This window comes from Campylobacter peloridis LMG 23910, from assembly GCF_000816785.1.
Lineage (GTDB): Bacteria > Campylobacterota > Campylobacteria > Campylobacterales > Campylobacteraceae > Campylobacter_D > Campylobacter_D peloridis.
Genome location: NZ_CP007766.1, coordinates 1506111 through 1525146 on the forward strand (window position 1 = coordinate 1506111; position 19036 = coordinate 1525146).

The following is a 19036-nucleotide window of genomic DNA, read 5'->3' on the forward strand; positions in this document are numbered from 1 at the left end:
TTCCTGTAATTAAAAAATTTCAGAAAATTCCTTAAAGAATTTAGAATTTTCATATGCTGTTCCTATGCTTATACGCACAGCATTTAAACCATAACTTTGTAAATTTCTTATTATTATACCCTTTTTAAGCATTTTTTCAGATAAATCTGTGCTATTTTTTTCATTAAAAAAATAAGTTATAAAATTTGTATAACTTTGTATGAAATTTATTTCATATTTTTTAGCAAAATCTTCATAAAGTTTCATTTGTGTAAAATTATTTTCCAAAGTTTTTTGAATAAATTCCTCATCATCCAATGCTGCAACAGCGGCTTTTAAACTTAAATTTGTCACATTAAATGGAGCTCTTATTTTATAAAATGCATTAATAATCTCTTTTGACGCTATACCATAGCCCACTCTCATACCTCCTAAACCATAAAGCTTAGAAAAAGTTCCAAGATACACGCAATTTGAAAATTTATTGATTAATTTTTTTGGATTAATATGTTTTTTACTATCTTTAAATGAAGCAAATTCGTTATAGGCTCCATCAATAGCCACTAAACAATCCTCATCAATTTTTTCTAAAAACTCAAAAACTGCACTTGCATCTAAACACTCACCCAAAGGATTATTTGGTAAACATAAAAAAATTACTTTTATTTCGCTCTTGTGTTTTTGATAAAGATCATACAATTGCTCTAAATCATGTGTTTTACTTTGGGTTTTATAAATTTTTACTCCAAGTTGTTTTGCATAAATTTCATACATTGCAAAACTAACTCCACATTGCAAATATGCTTTAGAATGATCAAGTTTTGCATGCACTATATATTCTATAATCTGATCACTTCCACTTCCTATGATGATATTTTCATTTAAAACATCATATTTTTGTGCAAGTGCTTGTTTTAATTCACTCATAGTATCATCAGGATATAAATGAGCTAAATGTGCATTATTTATAATGGCTTCTTTAGCTTTTTTACTTGTACCATAAGGATTTTCATTGCTAGCAAGCTTAATAACTTCTTTTAAGCCATATTCTTTAGCAATTAAATCTATATCTTTACCGCTTTCATAAGTTTTTATAGCATCTAAAAAAGGATTAAACCTCATTATTTTCTCCTGATAAATACGAACCAAGCCATTTAACATTTTCTGCTTTTTGCAATACTCTTTGGACATTTTCATCGTCAATATGCCCTTGAAAATCTATATAAAAACTATGGATAAATTCTCGTGTTTTTATAGGCCGTGATTCTAATTTTGTAAGATTAATACCTTCTTTTTTAAACTCATATAATAAATCACTAAGTCCACCAGGTTTATGTGCAGTTAATGCTAAAATAGAAGTTTTACAATGTGGCATTTTTGGAATTTTTATATCACTTAATATTAAAAATCTTGTGCGATTTGCTAGATTATCTTCGATTTTTTCAAATAAAATAGGCACATTATAAAGTTTTGCAGCAATTTTTGAACATATTGCAGCACCATTAATATCTTGCGAAGCTAAATAAGCTGCATTAGCAGTAGATTTACTTGCTATAAATTCTACCTTTTCTAAGCCATGACTTTCTAAAAAATTCCTACACTGATTATAGCCTTGTGGATGAGAATAAATTCTTTTAATATCTTTTAAATTCTCATTCATACTCACAAAAGAATGATGTATATCCATGTAAATTTCAGCAAAAATCTTTACATCTTCATATTTTCCAAGACAATCAAGTGTTATACCTACTGCACCTGCTGTATTATTCTCTACAGGCACAACTGCATATTTTGTTTCTTTGTTGTTAAGTTCTTTAAAAACATCTTCAATAGTCGCTAAGGGTATATAGCGACTCATTGCTCCAAAACGACTTCTTGCTACTTGGTGAGTGTAACTTCCTTCAGGTCCTAAATAAGCAATACTTTGAGGCATTTCTAAATTTCTTGATACAGCAAAAATCTCTTGATAAATTGCTTCAATTGCATTTTGATCAAGTATGCCTTGATTGTATGATTTAAGTCTATTAATAATCGCTCTTTCACGCTCAGGTCTATAAATACTTCCTCCTAAATTTTGCTTAATAGTGCCAATATCTTTTACATAAAGCATTCTTTCATTAAGCAAATTTAGAATTTGATCATCTATTGCATCTATTTTATTGCGTAAATTTTCCAAATCTTTCATAAAAACCTCATTATATAATAGTCTTTTATACTATCATAAACAAAATTAAGTTTTGTTGTATCTAAATTTTTTGTGCTAGAAATTTTACCACTTAAAACTAAAGCTGTTTGCATACCAAGCTCATAAGCTCCTAATAAATCGCCTTTAAAATCATCACTAATGATTAAAATTTTTTCAAAGCTTGCATTTTCATCTTGTTTTTTTAATAAATTTAAGGCACTTTCATAAAAAGCTTTGCTAGGTTTTCCAATAACACTATATTCAAATTCACACGCATTTTTAAGCATAGCCATAATGCTTCCAACTCCTGGATAAAGCATTGAATTTTTTTTATAAATACTGCCTTCATGCATAGCAATAGCTTGCACTCCTTCTTTAGCATAAGCAATCATTTTAGCAAAATCTTGAAATTTAAAATCATCATAACTTGCTATTAAAAATGCTTTTGGATTTTCATAATCAAGCTCATAACCTAACATTTGCACACAATCTAAAAATTCTTTTGCACCAAAAGCTGCTATTTTACAAGGTTTTAAATAATCTTTTAACACACAAAAAGGATCAATATAAACTTTTTTATCAATTTCAAAACCTAAATTTTGAAGATAATCTAAAAAATCCAATTTTTTTGTGTTATTAGTAATGATCATATAAGGAATTTTTTCTTTATTTAAAGTTTTAATGAGTTCTAAAGCACCATTTATAGGACTTTTATCATAATCTGAAATCAAAGTTCCTTGCACATCTAAAAAAAGCATTTTAATCCTTTAAATACTCAAGCTCTAAAGCAATTTGATCCTCATAAATCTCTCTTTTTCTAATCATTCTTACCTTGCCCTTATCATAAGCAAGTTCGCATACTCTATTACGAGAGTTATAATTGCTACTCATACTAAAACCATACGCTCCCGCACTTTTAACTATAATCAAATCCCCTGTTTTTGTTTTAGCTAACATTCTATCTTTAGCTAAAAAATCTCCGCTTTCACAAATTCCACCTACTACATCACAAAGACTTTTTTCATCATTATCATTTAAAAGTTCAATTTCATGATAAGCACCATATAAACTTGGACGCAATAAATCATTCATTGCTCCATCAACCACTACAAAGCGTTTTTTCTCATTAAATTTTTCATACAAAACCTTGGTTACAAACTCGCCTGCATTTGCCACTAAAAATCTTCCTGGTTCCATACCCACACAAACATCAAGCCCTTGTAAGCTAGCTAAAATTCCTTGAGCATAATCATATAAATTTGGCTCTTGCTCATCTTTATAACAAACCCCTAAGCCCCCACCTATATCAAAAAATTTAATATTAATTTTTAAAGCCAAAAGCTCTTTAACTAATTTTGCTACAATACTTGAAGCTTCATGAATACTGCCAATATCAAGAATTTGAGAACCAATGTGAAAATGCACTCCAACTGGTTCTAAAAATTGTGAATTTTTAGCATAAAGATACATTTTTTTAGCATTTTGCATATCCACGCCAAATTTATTCTCATGTAAACCTGTAGAAATATAAGGATGAGTTTTTGCATCTACATTAGGATTTACTCTTATGCTAATGCGTGCAATTTGCTGATTTTCCTTAGCGATTTGCTCTAAAAGCAACATTTCTTCATAACTTTCTAAATTAATATAAAGTATATTTTGCTCTAAAGCATATTTTAACTCACTTGCACTTTTTCCCACTCCGCTAAAAATAATCTTATAATTTTTAGCTCCTGCTTTTAAAGCTCTATAAATTTCACCTGCACTAACACAGTCAAAGCCACTATCTAAAGAAGCTAGAAATTTTAAAACGCTTAAGTTAGAATTAGCCTTAAGTGCATAAAAAATTTGAGATTTTCTTGCTTTAAAAGCATCTTTTAACATTAAAAAGCGTTCTTTGATTTTTTCAAAATCATAAATATAAAAAGGGGTTTGATACTCTTTTGCTAATTTTTCATAATCCATAAAAACCTCACTTGCAGTTATTTGTGTTTAAAATAATAAAAACTTCCTATACACATTAAACAAATCACTGGCAACATTATACCAAGCTCTGGAGTTAAAATTTCATTTTCACTCAATCTTGTTAATAAAAATAACAAACCCCAAACTAAAAGTATGCATACAAAAAAAACAAAAGCCAGCAATGCAAGATTAAAAAATCTTGCTGTAATAGGAAAATAATAATAAATTATCAACATCAAAAATGGAGCAAAAAAAGGTGTGAGTATTAAAGAATACAAACTACTTCTAAGTGTATTAGTAGAAATGTTTTGCTTTGCAAAAATTGCCATACTTTCTAAAGCATCTAAAATAGAATATGATGGATTATTTTCAACTAAAGAAATTCTCTCTAGTATTTTTGGAGAAAAATCTTCTAATCCCTTAATATTTTGAAAATCTTGTACTTTTAAGCCTTCTTTAGCAACAATTAAATTTTGTGGTATACTAGTTGTTTTAGCCTCGTTTAAATCCCAAGATTTTCCATTAAAATTAGCAATTTTTGCATCTGTAACTTTTTGAATATTTAGCTTATCCATATCAAAAATTTTTACATTATATAAAGATTGTGCGGTAGTTTTTTCTATATAAATAAATTTATCGTTATATTTGATTAAAATTTCTCCACCTTCTCTATCAACAACGCCTTTTTTGATTATATTGCTTTTATATTCCTCTGCATAAGCAAAAGAAGTAAAATTTAATCCCACATAAACACCACAAAAAAACAAAGCCCAAATAAATGGATAAAAAATAACTTGATTTTTACTCAAACCTAAAGCATATAAACTTACAAATTCATTTGATCTTATCATATTAAAAATACACAAAACTAAAGCAAGAACAATAGCTAAGGGTAAGATATAAGAAACTGCTGAACAAGTTAAGAAAAAAATATATAATAATTCTAAATTTGCACTTTTTGGAAGTTTGTTAAAATTAAGCAAAAAATCAATTGCAACAAAAAAAAATGTTAAAGAAAAAAATAAAATAAAAAAAGATTTTAAATATAAAGATGAAATATAACGAAAAAATATACTCATCATTTAGCTTTTAAAGAATATTTTGAAGCAATATGCTCGATATTAGAATCTAAAAGTTCAAGTAAAGCTTTTTTTGCGTGTTCTAAAACCTTACTTAAAATTTCTTTTTCATCTTCTTTAAATTTGCCCAAAACATGTGTTATAACATCACTTTCTTTACCCACACCTATACGCACTCTCTCATAAGCATTAGAACAATGACTATCTATACTTTTTAGTCCATTATGCCCCCCGCTACTTCCTCCAAATTTAAATTTCAAAGCACCTAAATTTAAATCTATATCATCATGGATAATGATAATTCTATCGCATTTATAATACTTAGCAACTGCTTTTACGCTTTCTCCGGATAAATTCATATAAGTGGAAGGTTTTAAAAAAAGAGCAAAAGAGCTTTTAAAAAGCTCTCCTTTAAATTTAGCATTGGAAATTTTAGTAAGTTCCAAATCTTTTATGAGTAAATCAATGAGCATAAACCCTACATTATGACGGGTTTGCTCATATTCTTCTCCTATATTACCAAGTCCTACGACTAAGGTCATTTTATCTTGCTTTTTCTACGCCAACTACAGCTACTCTATCAGCATCAACCATAGTTACACCCTCAGGCACAACTACATCACGCACTAAAAGTGCATCACCAACATCAAGTTTAGTTACATCTAACTCAAAATAATTTGGTAAATTTTCAGCCGCACATTTTACTTTTAATCTTCTTTTTGATTGGATTAAAACACCTTTGTTTTTAAGACCCATAGCCGTTCCTACGATTTTAACAGGAACCATATACTTAGAAATAACACCTTTTTGTGCTACTTTTAAATCCACATGTTTTAACTCAGCAGTTACTGGATCTTTTTGATAATCTACAACAACTACATTTAAAACTTTATCTGCAACTTTTACATCAAAAGCTAAAGTGGTTTTTTTACGCACTTCTTTAATAAACTCATTTACCTTAAAAGCTGCATTGATGTTTTCTAATCCTTTACCATAGATGTTTGCGATTAGATAACCATCTCTTTTTAAAGCCTTAGCAGCTTTTCTACCGATACTCTCTCTAACGATACCTTCTAACATCTTTTTCCTTTCTTAAAAAATAAAACGCTAATTATAGCCAAATAAGTTTATAAAGATTTTAAAATATCTTCATAAGCAATGCAAAATTGTTCTAAACCATCATCAAGCAGTTCTTTACAAGCTTTAATTAAAGCATGATTTGAAATATTTGCATTTAATTTTTTTTCTATACACTCATCTTTTAAAGGCTCTTTAAATACAATTTGCTTAGCCTTAAAAGCCATGATAGCATCTAATGGTGCGGTATTTATAGCTTTATCATATAGTAATTCTTTTATATAATAATCTTTTTCTAAATCATTACCCTTAACACCAGTACTTGCAAACAAAGCTCTGATATTTGCTTCATCTTGTTTAACAATATAATTATACGCTTTAGTAGCAGTTAAAATTCCTATGCGATTTTTATCAAGCACTTTATCATTTAACAACCTATCAAAACGACTTACAAAAATGCTAATAACAGCTTGTGGCTCTTTTTTACCTGCAATATTGTTTTTTCTAAATTTTTTCAAACCTAAATTAAGTGCTTCAAAACACTTTTTACTTTGTTCAAAATCAAAAATCAAAGTAGCATTAACACTTATGCCATTTTTCATTAATTCATGCATAACTTCATAAGAAGCCTCTGTAGCAGGAATTTTCATCATAACATTTTCTTTTGCAATCTGTGTGTATAATCTTTTTGCCTCAGCTAAAGACAAACTTGTGCTATCTTTTAATCTTGGATCAATTTCAATACTAATAAAACCATCATTGTTTTCATAATAATTTAAAGCAAGTTTATCTGCAGCTTTAGCTATATCTTCTACTGCCAAATACTCATATAAAGCTTTTTTATCTTTAAGATTTGATTTTTTAATTTTTTCTTTATAAATAGGTGAATTTAAAATCGCATTTTTAAATATAGCAGGATTTGAAGTAGCTCCGTTAATCGTTTTTGCATTAATCAACTCCAAAAAACCATGATCTAAAAAATCATTTTCAATAAAATCACACCATAGGGAAAATTTTTTCATTGTATAACCTTTATTATCTGTGTTAAATCTTTTTCATCAATACAAATATCTGCATGAGATTTTAAAATTTCTTTGGCACAAAAGGCTATTTTTAAGCCACACTCTTTAAACATTGAAATATCATTAGCCCCATCGCCAACGCACATAATTTCATCTGTTTTTAAATTTAGGAATTTTTTAAGCCTTTGTAAAATAATACCTTTTGAGTTATTAAACATAATTTCTCCGCCAACTTTTCCGGTTAAAAAACCATCTTTACTATGTAAAAAATTGGCAAAGCCAAAATCAAAATGAAGTCTATTTTGCATTAAATCAATACCTTCATGAAAACCGCCACTAAAAACAATGATTTTAATATCCTTAGCTTTTAAATAATCACAAAGCTCTTTAGCGCCTTTCATCAAGGGTAAATTTTCACAGCATTTTTTTACTTGTTCAACAGGCATACCTTTAAGTAAAGCCACTCTAGCACTCAAACTTTCAAAAAAATCAAGTTCACCATTCATTGCTTTATTGGTGATGCTTTTAACAGCATCACCTACATCATATTCTTGTGCTAAAATATCGATGGTTTCACCATCCATTAGCGTAGAATCAAAATCAAAAGCACAAAGTTTGATCATTAAAATTCACGCTTTAAAAGAGCTTCAGCTTTTAATATAGTTAAAATATTTTCTTCTCTTTTTCCTATACCAAAAATCATACCCTTTTCTTTAAGTAAAGTTTCAGGTGGTGGATCTATCCTGCTTCTGTGAATTTTAATAGCCTCAGTAAGTCTATCAATCACAAATCCAGCATTACCCGCAGGAGTTTGATTACCATTTGCTATGCCCTTTAAGACTATATATCTAGTTTGAGGAGACATTTTTGAACTACCTTGATTAAATCTTTTAGCAAGATCAATCAAAGGCATAACATTACCCCTCATATTAAATACACCTAAAACATAATCAGGCACACTAGGAACCCTAGTGTATTCTATAGGTTTAATTATCTCTTGGATATTAAGAATTGGAATAGCATATTCCTCATCTCCAACCACAAATCCAACAAGCTGAATAATATCCTCTTCTTTATCTACATCAGGTTCTGCAATTTGTGCTTGTTGTTTTTGCAAAACCTGGTTTAATTTATCATTCATCTTCTTATCCTAGTTTTAAATTTTTTCTAACTACATTTTCTAAGTACTCTGGAGAGTAAGGCTTAGTAATATACTCAGTCATTCCTACTTCCACACCTCTTAAGCGGTCTGATTTACTAGTTCTTGAAGTTACTGCAACAAGTGGGAGATTTTTATATTTAGAATACTTTCTAATCTCACCTGCTAAAGTATAACCATCCATTCTTGGCATTTCAATATCTATCAACACTGCATCAATATCATGCTCCCCTGATTTGATAGTATTTAAAGCTTCGACCCCATTGGTAGCTTCAATTACACTCACACCTAGCGGTTCAAGAGATTTTTGCATAATGTTTCTATCCATTTTAGAATCATCCACTATAAGCACGGTATAATCACTTGGTTTTTCTTTTGTTACTTTTTTAGCCTGTGATTCTATTTGAGCTTTAATATCTACTTTAATTTCTTTTGCAATATCCATCATTGCAGCTACATCAATAATCAAAGTAACCCTACCATCACCTCTAATAGTAGCACCTGCTATACCTTGGATGTTTTGTAAATACTCACCCATTGATTTAATAACAATTTCTTCTTGACCTACCAAAGTATCTACTATAATACCAAGTTTACTTTCTGCTACACCAATAACAACCACATAAGTTTGATCAGTGTTTTCAAGCACTTGTTTTACACCAAATACATCTGATAGTCTTACTAAAGATAAAACCTCATCTCTTAATCTTAATACATTTTTACCTTCGATAGTATAAATATCATCAATTGGCACTCTAACCGTTTCAAGAACTGATGCAAGTGGAATAGCATAAAATTCTTCTTGTGTTCCAACAAGCAATGACTGGATAATAGCCAAAGTAAGTGGAATTTTAAGCTTCATAACAGTGCCTTTTCCAAGCTCACTATCAATTTCTATAACACCATTTAATTTTTCAATATTAGTTTTAACAACATCCATTCCAACGCCGCGTCCTGAAACATTGGTAATTTTTGCTGCAGTTGAAAAACCTGGTTTAAAGATTAATGCAAAAGCTTCTTTATCTGTCATTTGATCAGCTTCTCTTTCAGTGATCAAATTCTTTTCTATAGCTTTAGATTTTAATGCATCTGCATCCAGACCTTTACCATCATCTGCAATCTCAACAACAATATGATTTCCTTCATTGTATGCTTTAAGATTAACCGTTCCTTTTTCTGGTTTGCCATTTGCCACACGCGTAGCAGGATCTTCTATACCATGATCACAAGAATTTCTAATCATATGCATAATAGGATCGCCTATTTCTTCAACTATAGATTTATCAAGTTCTGTTTCTTCACCAGAAATTTCAAGTTCCATTTGCTTACCAAGTTCACGACCCAAGTCACGCACAACTCTTGGGAATTTGTTGAAAACTTTAGCAATAGGTTGCATTCTTGTTTTCATTACCGCAAGTTGAATATCTGTGGTTACAATGCTAAGCTGAGATACAACTTGATTTAATTCTTCTAGGAATTTCTCTCCATCATATCTTTCTTCCACATCATCATAAATTTTTAATAATCTATTTTTACCTAAAACTAGCTCGCCTATTAAGTTCATTAAATGATCAAGTCTTTTAACCTCAACCCTAATAGTCTGATCCATATTAGCACCACTGCTTCCACCACCTGCAGCAGGAACTTTTTTCTCTGCAGTATTTTGAGCAGCAGGAGCTGCTTTAGCAGATTGAGTTGGTTCTGGTTGCTTTTTCTTTTCAGCGCGTCTTGCTTGATCTTCTGCTTTTCTTACCTTTAAAAGTCTTTCTATCTCTGCTTCAACTTCATCATCACTTAATTTATTAACATCAACCTCTGGTTCTTCTACCTTAGGTTCTTCTTTTTTAACCTCTTCTTTAGGCTCTTGTGCTTTAGGGGCTGTCGCAACTGAATCTAAGCTTTCGCCTTCTGAAATTGCTGTTAATCTTGCACAAATTGGAGCTATATCAAGTCCTATCGCAGTGTCATTACCATTATCTCTAATAGAATTTAATAAAGTTTTCATCATGTCAATTGATTCTAAAACTACATCCATAACTTCAGGAGTAATTTTAAGCTCATTATGTCTTGCTTTATTTAAAACATCTTCCATATGATGAGTAAGTTTTGTTAAAACATCAAAATTTAAAAAGCTTGATGAACCTTTAACAGTATGTGCAACGCGGAAAATTCTATTTAATAATTCCAAATCTTCAGGATTTGCTTCCAATTCAACTAAATCATGATCAATTTGCTCGACAAGTTCAAAGGCTTCAACTAAAAAATCCTCAAGTATTTCTTGAATATCTTCCATTTTTACTCCTCACCTTTTTCATGTTTTGCTATGATGCGAGAAATTTCAGCAAAGAAATCACTTGCATTAAATTTAACTAAATATCCATCTCCTCCTGCTTCTTTAACACCTTTATCACTCATAAATTCATTAGATAAAGAAGAGTTAAATACGATAGGAATATTTTTAAATCTCTCATCATCTCTTACTTTTGCTGCAAAATGGAAACCATCCATTTGTGGCATTTCAACATCACTTACAATAATTTTTAAGTGCTTGCTTAAATCACTACCATAAGTACTATAAAGTTCTTCTAGTTTATGTAAACCTTCAACACCATCTTTAGCTTCTATCACTTTTAAGCCTATTTTATTTAATAGATCTTTTACAAGTTTTCTTGCAGTAGAGCTATCATCTAATGCTAAAGCCATACCTTCTATTTTTTGAATTTTATCATCATCAATGTCAGTTTGTGGAGCATAGATTCCTAATTCTTGAACTATACTTTCTAAGTCTAAAATAAGTAAAACCTCATCTCCTTCAATCTTAGTTACACCTGTGATTTTACCTTTGTCTAAACTACCTGCACTTGTTGCAAAAGTAGCTGGTTCTATATTTTTCCAATTAATTCTACGAATTCTTTTTGCCTCATGAACAATAAAACCAATCAAAACATTACTAAATTCTGTAATAATAACCCTAGGTTTTATATTTGTCATTTCTGGTTCTTGAATTTGCATCCATTTAGCAAGATTTATTACAGGAATTACCACGCCACGAAGATCAAAAATACCTTCTACATAATCAGGCACCCCTGGAATTTCAGTCAAAAAAGGAATTTTGATAATTTCTCTAACTTTAGAAACATTTACACCATAAATTCCCTCATAGACTTTATCTTGGCCTTGCTTAAAGATGCGAAAATCAACAAGTTCCATTTCATTTGAACCTGTTTTAACGACATTCTCATCAAACATTATGCCTCCTTAAGTTCTATTTTGTGAAATCTGATTTCTGGCTTGTATTTTACTATAAAAAAACTTTCCTTATATGCAAAAGTAGCTAAATTTAGATATTTTATATCCTCAAAATCTAAAAACACATCTTGATGATAATGTCCTTCTATCACAAAGCTTGTATTATAATATCTTAAACGCTCTTTAGCTAATGAAGTAAAATTAGGGATTTTTCTAATAAGTTGTTTTTTATTTTGATTAAGAAGGATTTTTTGAGTGATTTTACCTTTGCAAAGAGTATTTAAAAAATTTAAAAAACAAAGCAAATAATGATTTCTTAAACTCTTTAATGCAAACTGCAAAAATGGTTTTAAAAAAATATCCCCGTGTGCTATTTTTGCTTTAGTTTGTGCTAAATTTTGAAACTGACAAAGCAGGGGTTGTTCTTTTATGCTATAAACTTTTACCTTGTTAAAAAATTTAGCCAAATTAAAATCGTGATTTCCTTCTAAATAAATAATTTCTATATCATCAGCTAATTGCTCTAAAAGTTGTATATATGGCATTGCAAATTGATGGGTGGCTTTTATCTCATAAATCAATAAATCAAATATATCACCCATCAAAAAAAGTTGTGGGGTTTGAATTTTTTTATTTTTTAAAGCTTGTAAAAATTCCCAAAAACCGCGTCTATTTTCATTTTCATGAGCATCTGCTATAAAAATAGCATTTTCTTTTATATAAATCAAAATTTGGCTTTCTCGTATTTTAAAAATTTATCATAATCAATTTCGCCATTAAAAATTCTTGCTCTTTTTTCATTGAAATTATCACTTAAAACATCTCTAGTTTTATCATAATCTTTAACTTCAATACCGCCAATAGTAACCATTGTATGTATTAAATCATCAATCATATATGGTTTATCTTTTGCACTAATAATTTTTTTTAACAAATGTGGATTGTTTTTTTTAAACTTATCACTTACAATAAAAAAGAATGGAATTTCTGCTGTAAACCGCGAAGTAATAAAATGTTCAGCTCTATCTCTATGCTCAAATACGCTTTCACCATGATCGCTAATATATATTATAATCGCCTCTCCATCCTTAAACAAATCAAATACTTCATTAATAAAATAATCATTATATAAAACAGAATTAGCATAACTAGCAACAATTTCTTTATCTTTTAGATCAAGATTTCTATTAATATCACCTGCTTCAAACTTAGCAAATTTTTTTTCATATCTTCTATCATATTTAAAATGCGTTCCCATTAATTGCAAAACAAAAAAATCATGTTTTTTATTATTATCTTTTATAAGAGGCAACATTTCCCCATCTAGCTTCTTTGTAAAAATTTTATCATCTGTAGCAAATTTATCTAAAAAAATCGTCTTATTTGCCCTATGAGCAACTGCAGTTGTAATGCTTGTATGTCCAGATAATGGCTCATGATTAGATATAAATATACTTTTATAACCTGCTAAATTATATAAATCTACTATATTTAATCTATCATACCAATTTTCTTCATTTTCTATATTTGAAAAATTCATAACTCTTCTTAAAGAAGCCTGTGTGCTAGCAAAAGGCGCTATAACATCACTAAATTTAACCAAGTTACCTTTTTCTTCCAAAATTTCTAAATTTGGCGTTGTTTTAAGATAATAACCATACAAACTCATATAATCTCTTTGGGTACTCTCACCTATAATAAAAATCACATATGGAATTTTATTTTTTATAGATATACCCCCCCCCATATAAGAATTTGCTATTTTTTCATAATTTTTCAAATAAAAATTATAATCTGCCCAAATTCCATTTTTTTCATAATATCTTAAAAATTGTTCTGGGATATCAATAAAAAAAGTAAGATTAATTTTATCAATAGCTGCAATTCCATGTTTTTTTATAAAATACCTATTTGCACAATCTAGTATCAAAGCAAAAATAATTAAAAAATACGCAATTTTAATTATTTTTATTATTCTTATATTTTTAATAAAAAATTGAATTTGATACTTTTTACAAACATATAAATATACAAATATACAAGCAAAAATAAAAAATAAAAAAAATAAATATTTTTTATCAATGTAAGTTTCTATAAATTCTAAAGTTTCTATTGGAGATATTTGCGATAACACATCCACAAACAAAGGATTGAATTTAGTCGAATAATTTATCAACAAATACGATTGCAATATAAAAGCTACAACAGAGAATATTGTTAAAAAATAAACTATAAATTTTGCTCTATAATTTAAAAAAATAAAAAAAAGATGTAAAATAAAAATATTTAAAACAAATACTATAAAAATATTTTTTATTGCTTTAAAAACAATCCACTCCAAAAGTTCTCTTTGAAAAGTTAAATAACTCCACCATAACGAAATACTTACATCTAAAATAAAAATTAAAAAAATATACGGAAAAAATTTAAGAACAAAATCAAAAAAATTGCATTTTTGCATTAAAATTCCAAAGCTTTATATTCTATAGAGATGATTTCAAATTCGCTTTCGCCTTTTGGCAAACGCACTTTAAAATCATCTCCTTCTTTTTTACCAAGCATAGCTCTTGCTATGGGGGAATTTATAGATATATACCCTTTTTCTAAATTCCCTTCATTTACCCCTACTAAGGTATAAGTGCTTTGTTTTTCGCTTTCTAAATCCTCCACCACAACAGTTGAGCCAAATTTCACGCTATCGTGCTCATAGCTTGATGGATCTATTATTTGTGCTCTTGAGATTAAATCTCCAAGTTCAGCTATCTTTCCTTCTATAAAAGCTTGTTTTTCTCTAGCTGCGTGGTATTCTGCGTTTTCTTTTAAATCCCCATGGCTTCTTGCTATATCTATTTCTTCTACCACCTTAGGGCGTTCGACCTTTTTTAAATGCTCTAATTCTTTTTCTAACTTCTCATAGCCGTATTTACTCATAGGTTCTTTTTGCATTGTTTTTCCTTTAAATTTCATAAAGTATTTTGGCAAGATTTTTAGCGCTTGCAAATTTCAAATAAGTTTTTAAAAAAGAAATCTTATCAAAAAAACCTTTATAATCATAATCAACATAAGCTTGATATAAATTTTTTACATTTACTTCATCTTGCAAAAATTCAGGATTAAGCTCATCTTTGCCCGCAAAATCTAAAAAAATATTTGCAAGTCCTATGTGTTTTAATTTTACAAAAATTTTAGCTATAAAAATATCTATAGCTTTTGCCTTATAAGCAAGCACAAAAGGAGTGCCAACTAAAGCTGCTTCAAGTGTAGCTGTGCCACTACAAATAAAAGCAAAATCAGAATTTTTAAGCACTTTAGGAGTATTGCTTTGGATTTTAAAACCACTTATATCGCCATAAATTTCTAATTTTTTTAGATTAAACTCAGGCACACAAAGTATTTTTTCGCCATTAAATTTAGCGCTTAAATCTTTAAAAATAGGCATTAAACGCTTTATTTCACTTCTTCTTGAGCCTGGTAAAAAAGCTATTGTTTTTTCATCATCTTTTTTTGAAAGTATATTATTTATATCATCTTGATTTTTAAATTCTTTTATCTCATCTAAAAGCGGATGGCCTACATAAGTGCTTTTGCTAAAAAACTCACTATCAAAAGGCAAAATAGAAGCTAAAATATCAAAATGACTTTCTATGATAGGAATGCGTCCTTTTTTCCACGCCCAAACTTGAGGCAAGATATAATAAATTCTTTTTATTTTAGAATTTGCTTTTTTTAAAGCTTTTGCAAAAGGTATGTTAAAAGCTGGAGAATCTATACACAAAATCGCATCTATTTTTTGAGAAAAAGTTAAATTTACAAGCTCTTTTATAGCTTTTTTTGCTTTGAAAATAAGTGGTAAAATCTCTATAAAGCCCATAGCACTAAATTCATGTGAGCTATAAAGTGGCTTAGAATTTAGACTAAATTCTTCACACAAATTCTCATCATAAATTCCTACTAAATCAAATTCTTTATACTCATTTTTATAAGCTTTTAAGACTTCTTTTAAATGTAAATTTGCTGATGGCTCTAAGGCACAAACTAAAAAGGTTTTCATCACTTTTTCCAAAATTATTTTTTGGGATTTTATCTATTTTTGGCTTAAAAATTAAATGTTAGGATAGAAAAAACACGCTTAAATTTAAGCGTGTTTGTAGGGCTATTTTCTCCAGCCGTATTTTGCAAAAATTTCTTTTACTTCATCGCTACTTAAATAATTTATAAAATCTTGCACTTCTTTGCTTGAATTTTCTTTAGCAACCACATTTAAAGTTCTATAAACTACTAAATCTTTTTCTATTGCTACTGCTGTACCTATGTCAGGATTGCTTTTTGACCAATCAATCCAAGTAATCCAAGCATCAGCTTTATTTTCAGCAAAAAGTTTTCTAGCACTACCGCTATTTGGCGTAAAAGCAACGATATTTGATCTAAATTTAGCAATAGTTTGAATATCTTGAGTTCTTCCTATCATATCTTCCCAAACTCCCGTTCCAGAAGTATTGCTTTTTCCAGCACCTTCAGGCACGACAATTCTAACTTTTTTATTAGCCAAATCTTTTAAACCTTTGATTTTCAAAGGATTGCCTTTTTGAGTTAAAATGATAGCCTCTCTTAAATACAAAGGCTTGATTTTATTTACATCAAAACTACCATCAAAATCACTTGCAATAGCTAAAGCTGATTGATCTGAAGCACCAAATAAAATATCAGCATCTTTTTTAGCCTTTTCAAACCAAGTAGCTTGTGGGCCAAAATTTACATTAACTTTTATACCTGTTTTTTCACTAAATTTAGCTGCAGCATCTTTTAAAGCAGTATGAGGGCCACCTGGACCATAAAGGTTAATATCTGCATTAGCTAAACTAACAAAAAGCGCACAAGCACCAAATAAACTAAGAATTTTCTTCATTACTTCTCCTAAAAATTTAATTGAGAGCAAAATTATATGATTTAAAGATTAATTAATAAAAACAAATAAATTAAACCTGCCAAAAAGGCAGGCTAGATTATCAATAAAGCGGAGTTGCTTGTATTATAGGAGGGCTAAAAAACATCAATTCATTAAGATCTAAAAACAAAGCTGGATCTAAAGTGCAAGGTTGTATGCCAAAACGATTTTCTATAGGCACATTTGGATTAAAAAATGTCACCATACATTCTTCCCCACCTTGCACCAAAGATCTTATTTGCACAGCAGGAGTTGTAGTTGGCATTATAGAAAAAACCGTTTCTAATTTTCCATCTTTTAAATCCCCACTACAAGACTTGCCACCAAAAAATCCACTCTCTAAAATAGCCAAACAAAGATCGCTATCACTTGGGTTTACAAACTGAACATAACCAAAAGGTAATTTATCAGCATATAAATCTTTAGCTTTTAATTCATCACTTAACATAATTTCTTTTAAAATCCAGTTTTGATCTTCTAATTTTTGCGAAGTTGTTCTAAAAGGACTCAAAGAAATTCCTGTTTCTAAAGATCTTATAGAAAACATAGCGGTAAAATCGGGCAAATCACCTTGCGATGGATTAATCGCATATAAAAAATTCATACTCACTAACAAAGATATAATAAATTTTTTCAAAACTCCCTCCTAAAATCTTCTAAAATTTACCGGAAAATGATCAGATGCTAAAAAAGTTCTAAGTCCAGCTAAAGCTAAAACAGCTAATATTGCGGGAGGATTGTATAATCTTGAAGTATCTGAGCTTCCAGTTATAGCATAATCAATAGTATTTCCGCTTCTTTGGGTAAATGAAGGCGGAGCGACTATATTAATTCGCGATCTAACTCCTGCATCGATTAAATTTAGTAAGCTAGCAGGGTTTCTATTAAAATCTCCCATTATCATCCAATTAATATTTGGCATATTTCTAAAATGCATATCCACAGCATTTACTATAGCACCACCATCATTTCCACCACTTGATAAAGCATGTATGCTAAAAAATACATCATTTCCTATGCGTATGCCTATTATAGGACGTGAAACAACGGTTGGTGGTGGCAAAACTATAACCTCATCAGCTTGTCTTCTACTAACTATAGCCATATTTACTCTATTTGCACCAACATCAACTCTAGAATAATATATAAAAACAGAATTAGGACGTGACAAAGAACCCAAATTCCATGTATATTCATGTATAGGAATTCCAACTCCAACAGGTTGAACTTGTCTTGGCGTCATCATAGCTGTGCTTGGTAAAGCTCCAGCCTCTTGCACGGCTAATACATCAAAAGGATTATCTCCTGTTACTAATTGTCTAATGCTAACATTCCATTTACTCTCTGTAGCAGCTGATGAACCTTGTAAATTCCATGTGCCTACATTATAATCTTCCAAATTTGCAAAAACTAAACTCACACTAAAAATCAATAAAAACAATTTTCTCATTTAATCCCCTTTATATAAGGTGTTTTAGCAGTAAAAGTAGGTGGGCTAATATACCATTGTCTGTCTAAATTTTTCTCTCCAGATTTTAAGCATGGTGCTAAAAATATATTAAAAAAGCTGAATTTAAAATCTGTCATAACATTGGTAATTGGAGTTTGTATGCATTTTTGTGTAGCAAAATTTTGAATTTGAAATGCTCCATTATCCATAGGGAAAAGCCTCCAAAGCTGTGCGTAATTGCTTTGATCGCAAGGATAATGCACTATACCATTGCCATAAGCATTTAAGCAAGTATTTGTCTTTGCATTTTTAATCATAACCGTATCATCAGGAAGTTCTATAAGCTGCCACACTCTTGCATCACCAAAAGGCTTGCTATTAGCTAAAGTATATCCCCATATCCAATTACCAGGAGCTAAAGCCCAAACGGTTAATGCAGCACCATTTGGACCCATTATGGTTACAAAATCGCTAGGAAAACCTCTATTTTCAAATACAGCAGCATCGTTAAATTGATTTTCACCTTTTAATCTCGGTAATGGACCTTTTTTAGCATTATCACCTTTAAAAGTATTTATTTTAGTAATAGGTGGTTGTAATGGAACTTGCGGGACTAAATTATCGCCTGAAATTAAAGCGGGAATTTCTTGCTTTGCAGGTGGGGTTGGCGTATTGCCTATTTTTAAAGGATCGCTATCATTAAATTTTCCAAAAGATCTTCCCAAAGGATTGATAGATTCTTTTGAAGAACATCCTGCAAAAATAACACTCAAAACAAAAAACAGCATGAAAAAGTATTTTTTATTCATTAAATTCTCCTATTTTTTTCTAATGATAACATAATTAAAAACATAAAATTCAATTTTCAATTTCTAGTAAAATTATTTTCAAAATTTTATCTTTATATCATATTAAAAATATATTGT

The 19036-nt window shown here is 29.6% G+C and carries 20 protein-coding genes; all 20 read right to left on the bottom strand.

Annotated features, from left to right (window positions below):
* Nucleotides 1-9: 9 nt before the first annotated feature.
* The 20 genes from hisC to CPEL_RS07445 all read right to left on the bottom strand — a co-directional run bounded on the left by hisC (nucleotide 10) and on the right by CPEL_RS07445 (nucleotide 18919).
* Entirely contained in the window at nucleotides 10-1101 is a 1092-nt protein-coding gene (gene hisC / locus CPEL_RS07350) for a histidinol-phosphate transaminase (protein ID WP_044599275.1), read from the bottom strand.
* On the bottom strand, nucleotides 1091-2164 hold the full coding sequence (locus CPEL_RS07355) for a chorismate mutase / prephenate dehydratase (protein WP_044599276.1): 1074 nt from the start codon (nucleotides 2162-2164) through the stop codon (nucleotides 1091-1093). The genes hisC and CPEL_RS07355 overlap by 11 nt, the downstream gene beginning before the upstream one ends.
* On the bottom strand, nucleotides 2161-2922 hold the full coding sequence (locus CPEL_RS07360; protein WP_044599277.1) for an HAD-IIA family hydrolase: 762 nt from the start codon (nucleotides 2920-2922) through the stop codon (nucleotides 2161-2163). The genes CPEL_RS07355 and CPEL_RS07360 overlap by 4 nt, the downstream gene beginning before the upstream one ends.
* Nucleotide 2923: 1 nt before the next feature.
* Nucleotides 2924-4129: a diaminopimelate decarboxylase gene (gene lysA / locus CPEL_RS07365; protein ID WP_044599278.1), complete on the bottom strand. Its 1206-nt coding sequence runs from the start codon at nucleotides 4127-4129 to the stop codon at nucleotides 2924-2926.
* Between the two features lie 17 nt (nucleotides 4130-4146).
* On the bottom strand, nucleotides 4147-5208 hold the full coding sequence (locus CPEL_RS07370; RefSeq protein ID WP_044599279.1) for an LptF/LptG family permease: 1062 nt from the start codon (nucleotides 5206-5208) through the stop codon (nucleotides 4147-4149).
* Nucleotides 5208-5750, bottom strand: a complete 543-nt coding sequence (pth, locus tag CPEL_RS07375) for an aminoacyl-tRNA hydrolase (RefSeq protein ID WP_044599280.1) — start codon at nucleotides 5748-5750, stop codon at nucleotides 5208-5210. Before pth ends, CPEL_RS07370 begins: the two co-directional genes overlap by 1 nt.
* Before the next feature lies 1 nt (nucleotide 5751).
* Complete coding sequence (locus CPEL_RS07380) at nucleotides 5752-6288, bottom strand: 50S ribosomal protein L25/general stress protein Ctc (RefSeq protein WP_044599281.1); 537 nt, start codon at nucleotides 6286-6288, stop codon at nucleotides 5752-5754.
* A gap of 47 nt (nucleotides 6289-6335) precedes the next feature.
* Entirely contained in the window at nucleotides 6336-7307 is a 972-nt protein-coding gene (locus tag CPEL_RS07385; RefSeq protein WP_044599282.1) for a transaldolase, read from the bottom strand.
* Complete coding sequence (gene serB / locus CPEL_RS07390) at nucleotides 7304-7930, bottom strand: phosphoserine phosphatase SerB (protein ID WP_044599283.1); 627 nt, start codon at nucleotides 7928-7930, stop codon at nucleotides 7304-7306. The genes CPEL_RS07385 and serB overlap by 4 nt, the downstream gene beginning before the upstream one ends.
* Nucleotides 7930-8448: a chemotaxis protein CheW gene (locus CPEL_RS07395; protein ID WP_044599284.1), complete on the bottom strand. Its 519-nt coding sequence runs from the start codon at nucleotides 8446-8448 to the stop codon at nucleotides 7930-7932. Before CPEL_RS07395 ends, serB begins: the two co-directional genes overlap by 1 nt.
* A 4-nt stretch (nucleotides 8449-8452) precedes the next feature.
* Nucleotides 8453-10759: a hybrid sensor histidine kinase/response regulator gene (locus tag CPEL_RS07400; RefSeq protein ID WP_044599285.1), complete on the bottom strand. Its 2307-nt coding sequence runs from the start codon at nucleotides 10757-10759 to the stop codon at nucleotides 8453-8455.
* A 2-nt stretch (nucleotides 10760-10761) separates the two neighbouring features.
* Complete coding sequence (locus CPEL_RS07405; protein WP_044599286.1) at nucleotides 10762-11715, bottom strand: chemotaxis protein; 954 nt, start codon at nucleotides 11713-11715, stop codon at nucleotides 10762-10764.
* Nucleotides 11715-12443 (bottom strand): UDP-2,3-diacylglucosamine diphosphatase, encoded by a 729-nt coding sequence (locus CPEL_RS07410; protein ID WP_044599287.1) that lies wholly within the window; start codon nucleotides 12441-12443, stop codon nucleotides 11715-11717. Before CPEL_RS07410 ends, CPEL_RS07405 begins: the two co-directional genes overlap by 1 nt.
* Nucleotides 12440-14176 carry a phosphoethanolamine transferase gene (locus CPEL_RS07415; RefSeq protein WP_044599288.1) on the bottom strand — a complete coding sequence of 579 codons (1737 nt, stop codon included), beginning with the start codon at nucleotides 14174-14176 and terminating at the stop codon, nucleotides 12440-12442. Before CPEL_RS07415 ends, CPEL_RS07410 begins: the two co-directional genes overlap by 4 nt.
* Nucleotides 14176-14661 carry a transcription elongation factor GreA gene (greA, locus tag CPEL_RS07420; protein ID WP_044599289.1) on the bottom strand — a complete coding sequence of 162 codons (486 nt, stop codon included), beginning with the start codon at nucleotides 14659-14661 and terminating at the stop codon, nucleotides 14176-14178. Before greA ends, CPEL_RS07415 begins: the two co-directional genes overlap by 1 nt.
* A gap of 10 nt (nucleotides 14662-14671) precedes the next feature.
* A complete protein-coding gene (gene lpxB / locus CPEL_RS07425; RefSeq protein WP_044599290.1) occupies nucleotides 14672-15766 on the bottom strand; it encodes a lipid-A-disaccharide synthase in 1095 nt (364 codons plus the stop codon).
* 102 nt (nucleotides 15767-15868) lie between these two features.
* Nucleotides 15869-16621: an AcfC family glycoprotein adhesin PEB3 gene (peb3, locus tag CPEL_RS07430; RefSeq protein WP_044599291.1), complete on the bottom strand. Its 753-nt coding sequence runs from the start codon at nucleotides 16619-16621 to the stop codon at nucleotides 15869-15871.
* Between the two features lie 100 nt (nucleotides 16622-16721).
* A complete protein-coding gene (locus tag CPEL_RS07435) occupies nucleotides 16722-17297 on the bottom strand; it encodes a cytolethal distending toxin, subunit CdtC (RefSeq protein WP_044599292.1) in 576 nt (191 codons plus the stop codon).
* Nucleotides 17298-17306: 9 nt separating this feature from the next.
* Entirely contained in the window at nucleotides 17307-18110 is an 804-nt protein-coding gene (locus CPEL_RS07440) for a cytolethal distending toxin subunit B family protein (RefSeq protein WP_044599293.1), read from the bottom strand.
* Entirely contained in the window at nucleotides 18107-18919 is an 813-nt protein-coding gene (locus CPEL_RS07445) for a cytolethal distending toxin subunit A/C (protein ID WP_044599294.1), read from the bottom strand. Before CPEL_RS07445 ends, CPEL_RS07440 begins: the two co-directional genes overlap by 4 nt.
* Nucleotides 18920-19036 lie beyond the last annotated feature (117 nt).

Bases quoted from the DNA above. Each gene is read 5' to 3' on its own strand.
- lpxB (WP_044599290.1), bottom strand. From the start codon at position 15,766: ATGAAAACCTTTTTAGTTTGTGCCTTAGAGCCATCAGCAAATTTACAT.
- CPEL_RS07445 (WP_044599294.1), bottom strand. From the start codon at position 18,919: ATGAATAAAAAATACTTTTTCATGCTGTTTTTTGTTTTGAGTGTTATT.
- hisC (WP_044599275.1), bottom strand. From the start codon at position 1,101: ATGAGGTTTAATCCTTTTTTAGATGCTATAAAAACTTATGAAAGCGGT.
- CPEL_RS07415 (WP_044599288.1), bottom strand. From the start codon at position 14,176: ATGCAAAAATGCAATTTTTTTGATTTTGTTCTTAAATTTTTTCCGTAT.
- CPEL_RS07355 (WP_044599276.1), bottom strand. From the start codon at position 2,164: ATGAAAGATTTGGAAAATTTACGCAATAAAATAGATGCAATAGATGAT.
- CPEL_RS07380 (WP_044599281.1), bottom strand. From the start codon at position 6,288: ATGTTAGAAGGTATCGTTAGAGAGAGTATCGGTAGAAAAGCTGCTAAG.
- CPEL_RS07400 (WP_044599285.1), bottom strand. From the start codon at position 10,759: ATGGAAGATATTCAAGAAATACTTGAGGATTTTTTAGTTGAAGCCTTT.
- CPEL_RS07370 (WP_044599279.1), bottom strand. From the start codon at position 5,208: ATGAGTATATTTTTTCGTTATATTTCATCTTTATATTTAAAATCTTTT.
- lysA (WP_044599278.1), bottom strand. From the start codon at position 4,129: ATGGATTATGAAAAATTAGCAAAAGAGTATCAAACCCCTTTTTATATT.
- serB (WP_044599283.1), bottom strand. From the start codon at position 7,930: ATGATCAAACTTTGTGCTTTTGATTTTGATTCTACGCTAATGGATGGT.
- CPEL_RS07360 (WP_044599277.1), bottom strand. From the start codon at position 2,922: ATGCTTTTTTTAGATGTGCAAGGAACTTTGATTTCAGATTATGATAAA.
- peb3 (WP_044599291.1), bottom strand. From the start codon at position 16,621: ATGAAGAAAATTCTTAGTTTATTTGGTGCTTGTGCGCTTTTTGTTAGT.
- CPEL_RS07395 (WP_044599284.1), bottom strand. From the start codon at position 8,448: ATGAATGATAAATTAAACCAGGTTTTGCAAAAACAACAAGCACAAATT.
- greA (WP_044599289.1), bottom strand. From the start codon at position 14,661: ATGCAAAAAGAACCTATGAGTAAATACGGCTATGAGAAGTTAGAAAAA.
- CPEL_RS07385 (WP_044599282.1), bottom strand. From the start codon at position 7,307: ATGAAAAAATTTTCCCTATGGTGTGATTTTATTGAAAATGATTTTTTA.
- CPEL_RS07440 (WP_044599293.1), bottom strand. From the start codon at position 18,110: ATGAGAAAATTGTTTTTATTGATTTTTAGTGTGAGTTTAGTTTTTGCA.
- pth (WP_044599280.1), bottom strand. From the start codon at position 5,750: ATGACCTTAGTCGTAGGACTTGGTAATATAGGAGAAGAATATGAGCAA.
- CPEL_RS07405 (WP_044599286.1), bottom strand. From the start codon at position 11,715: ATGTTTGATGAGAATGTCGTTAAAACAGGTTCAAATGAAATGGAACTT.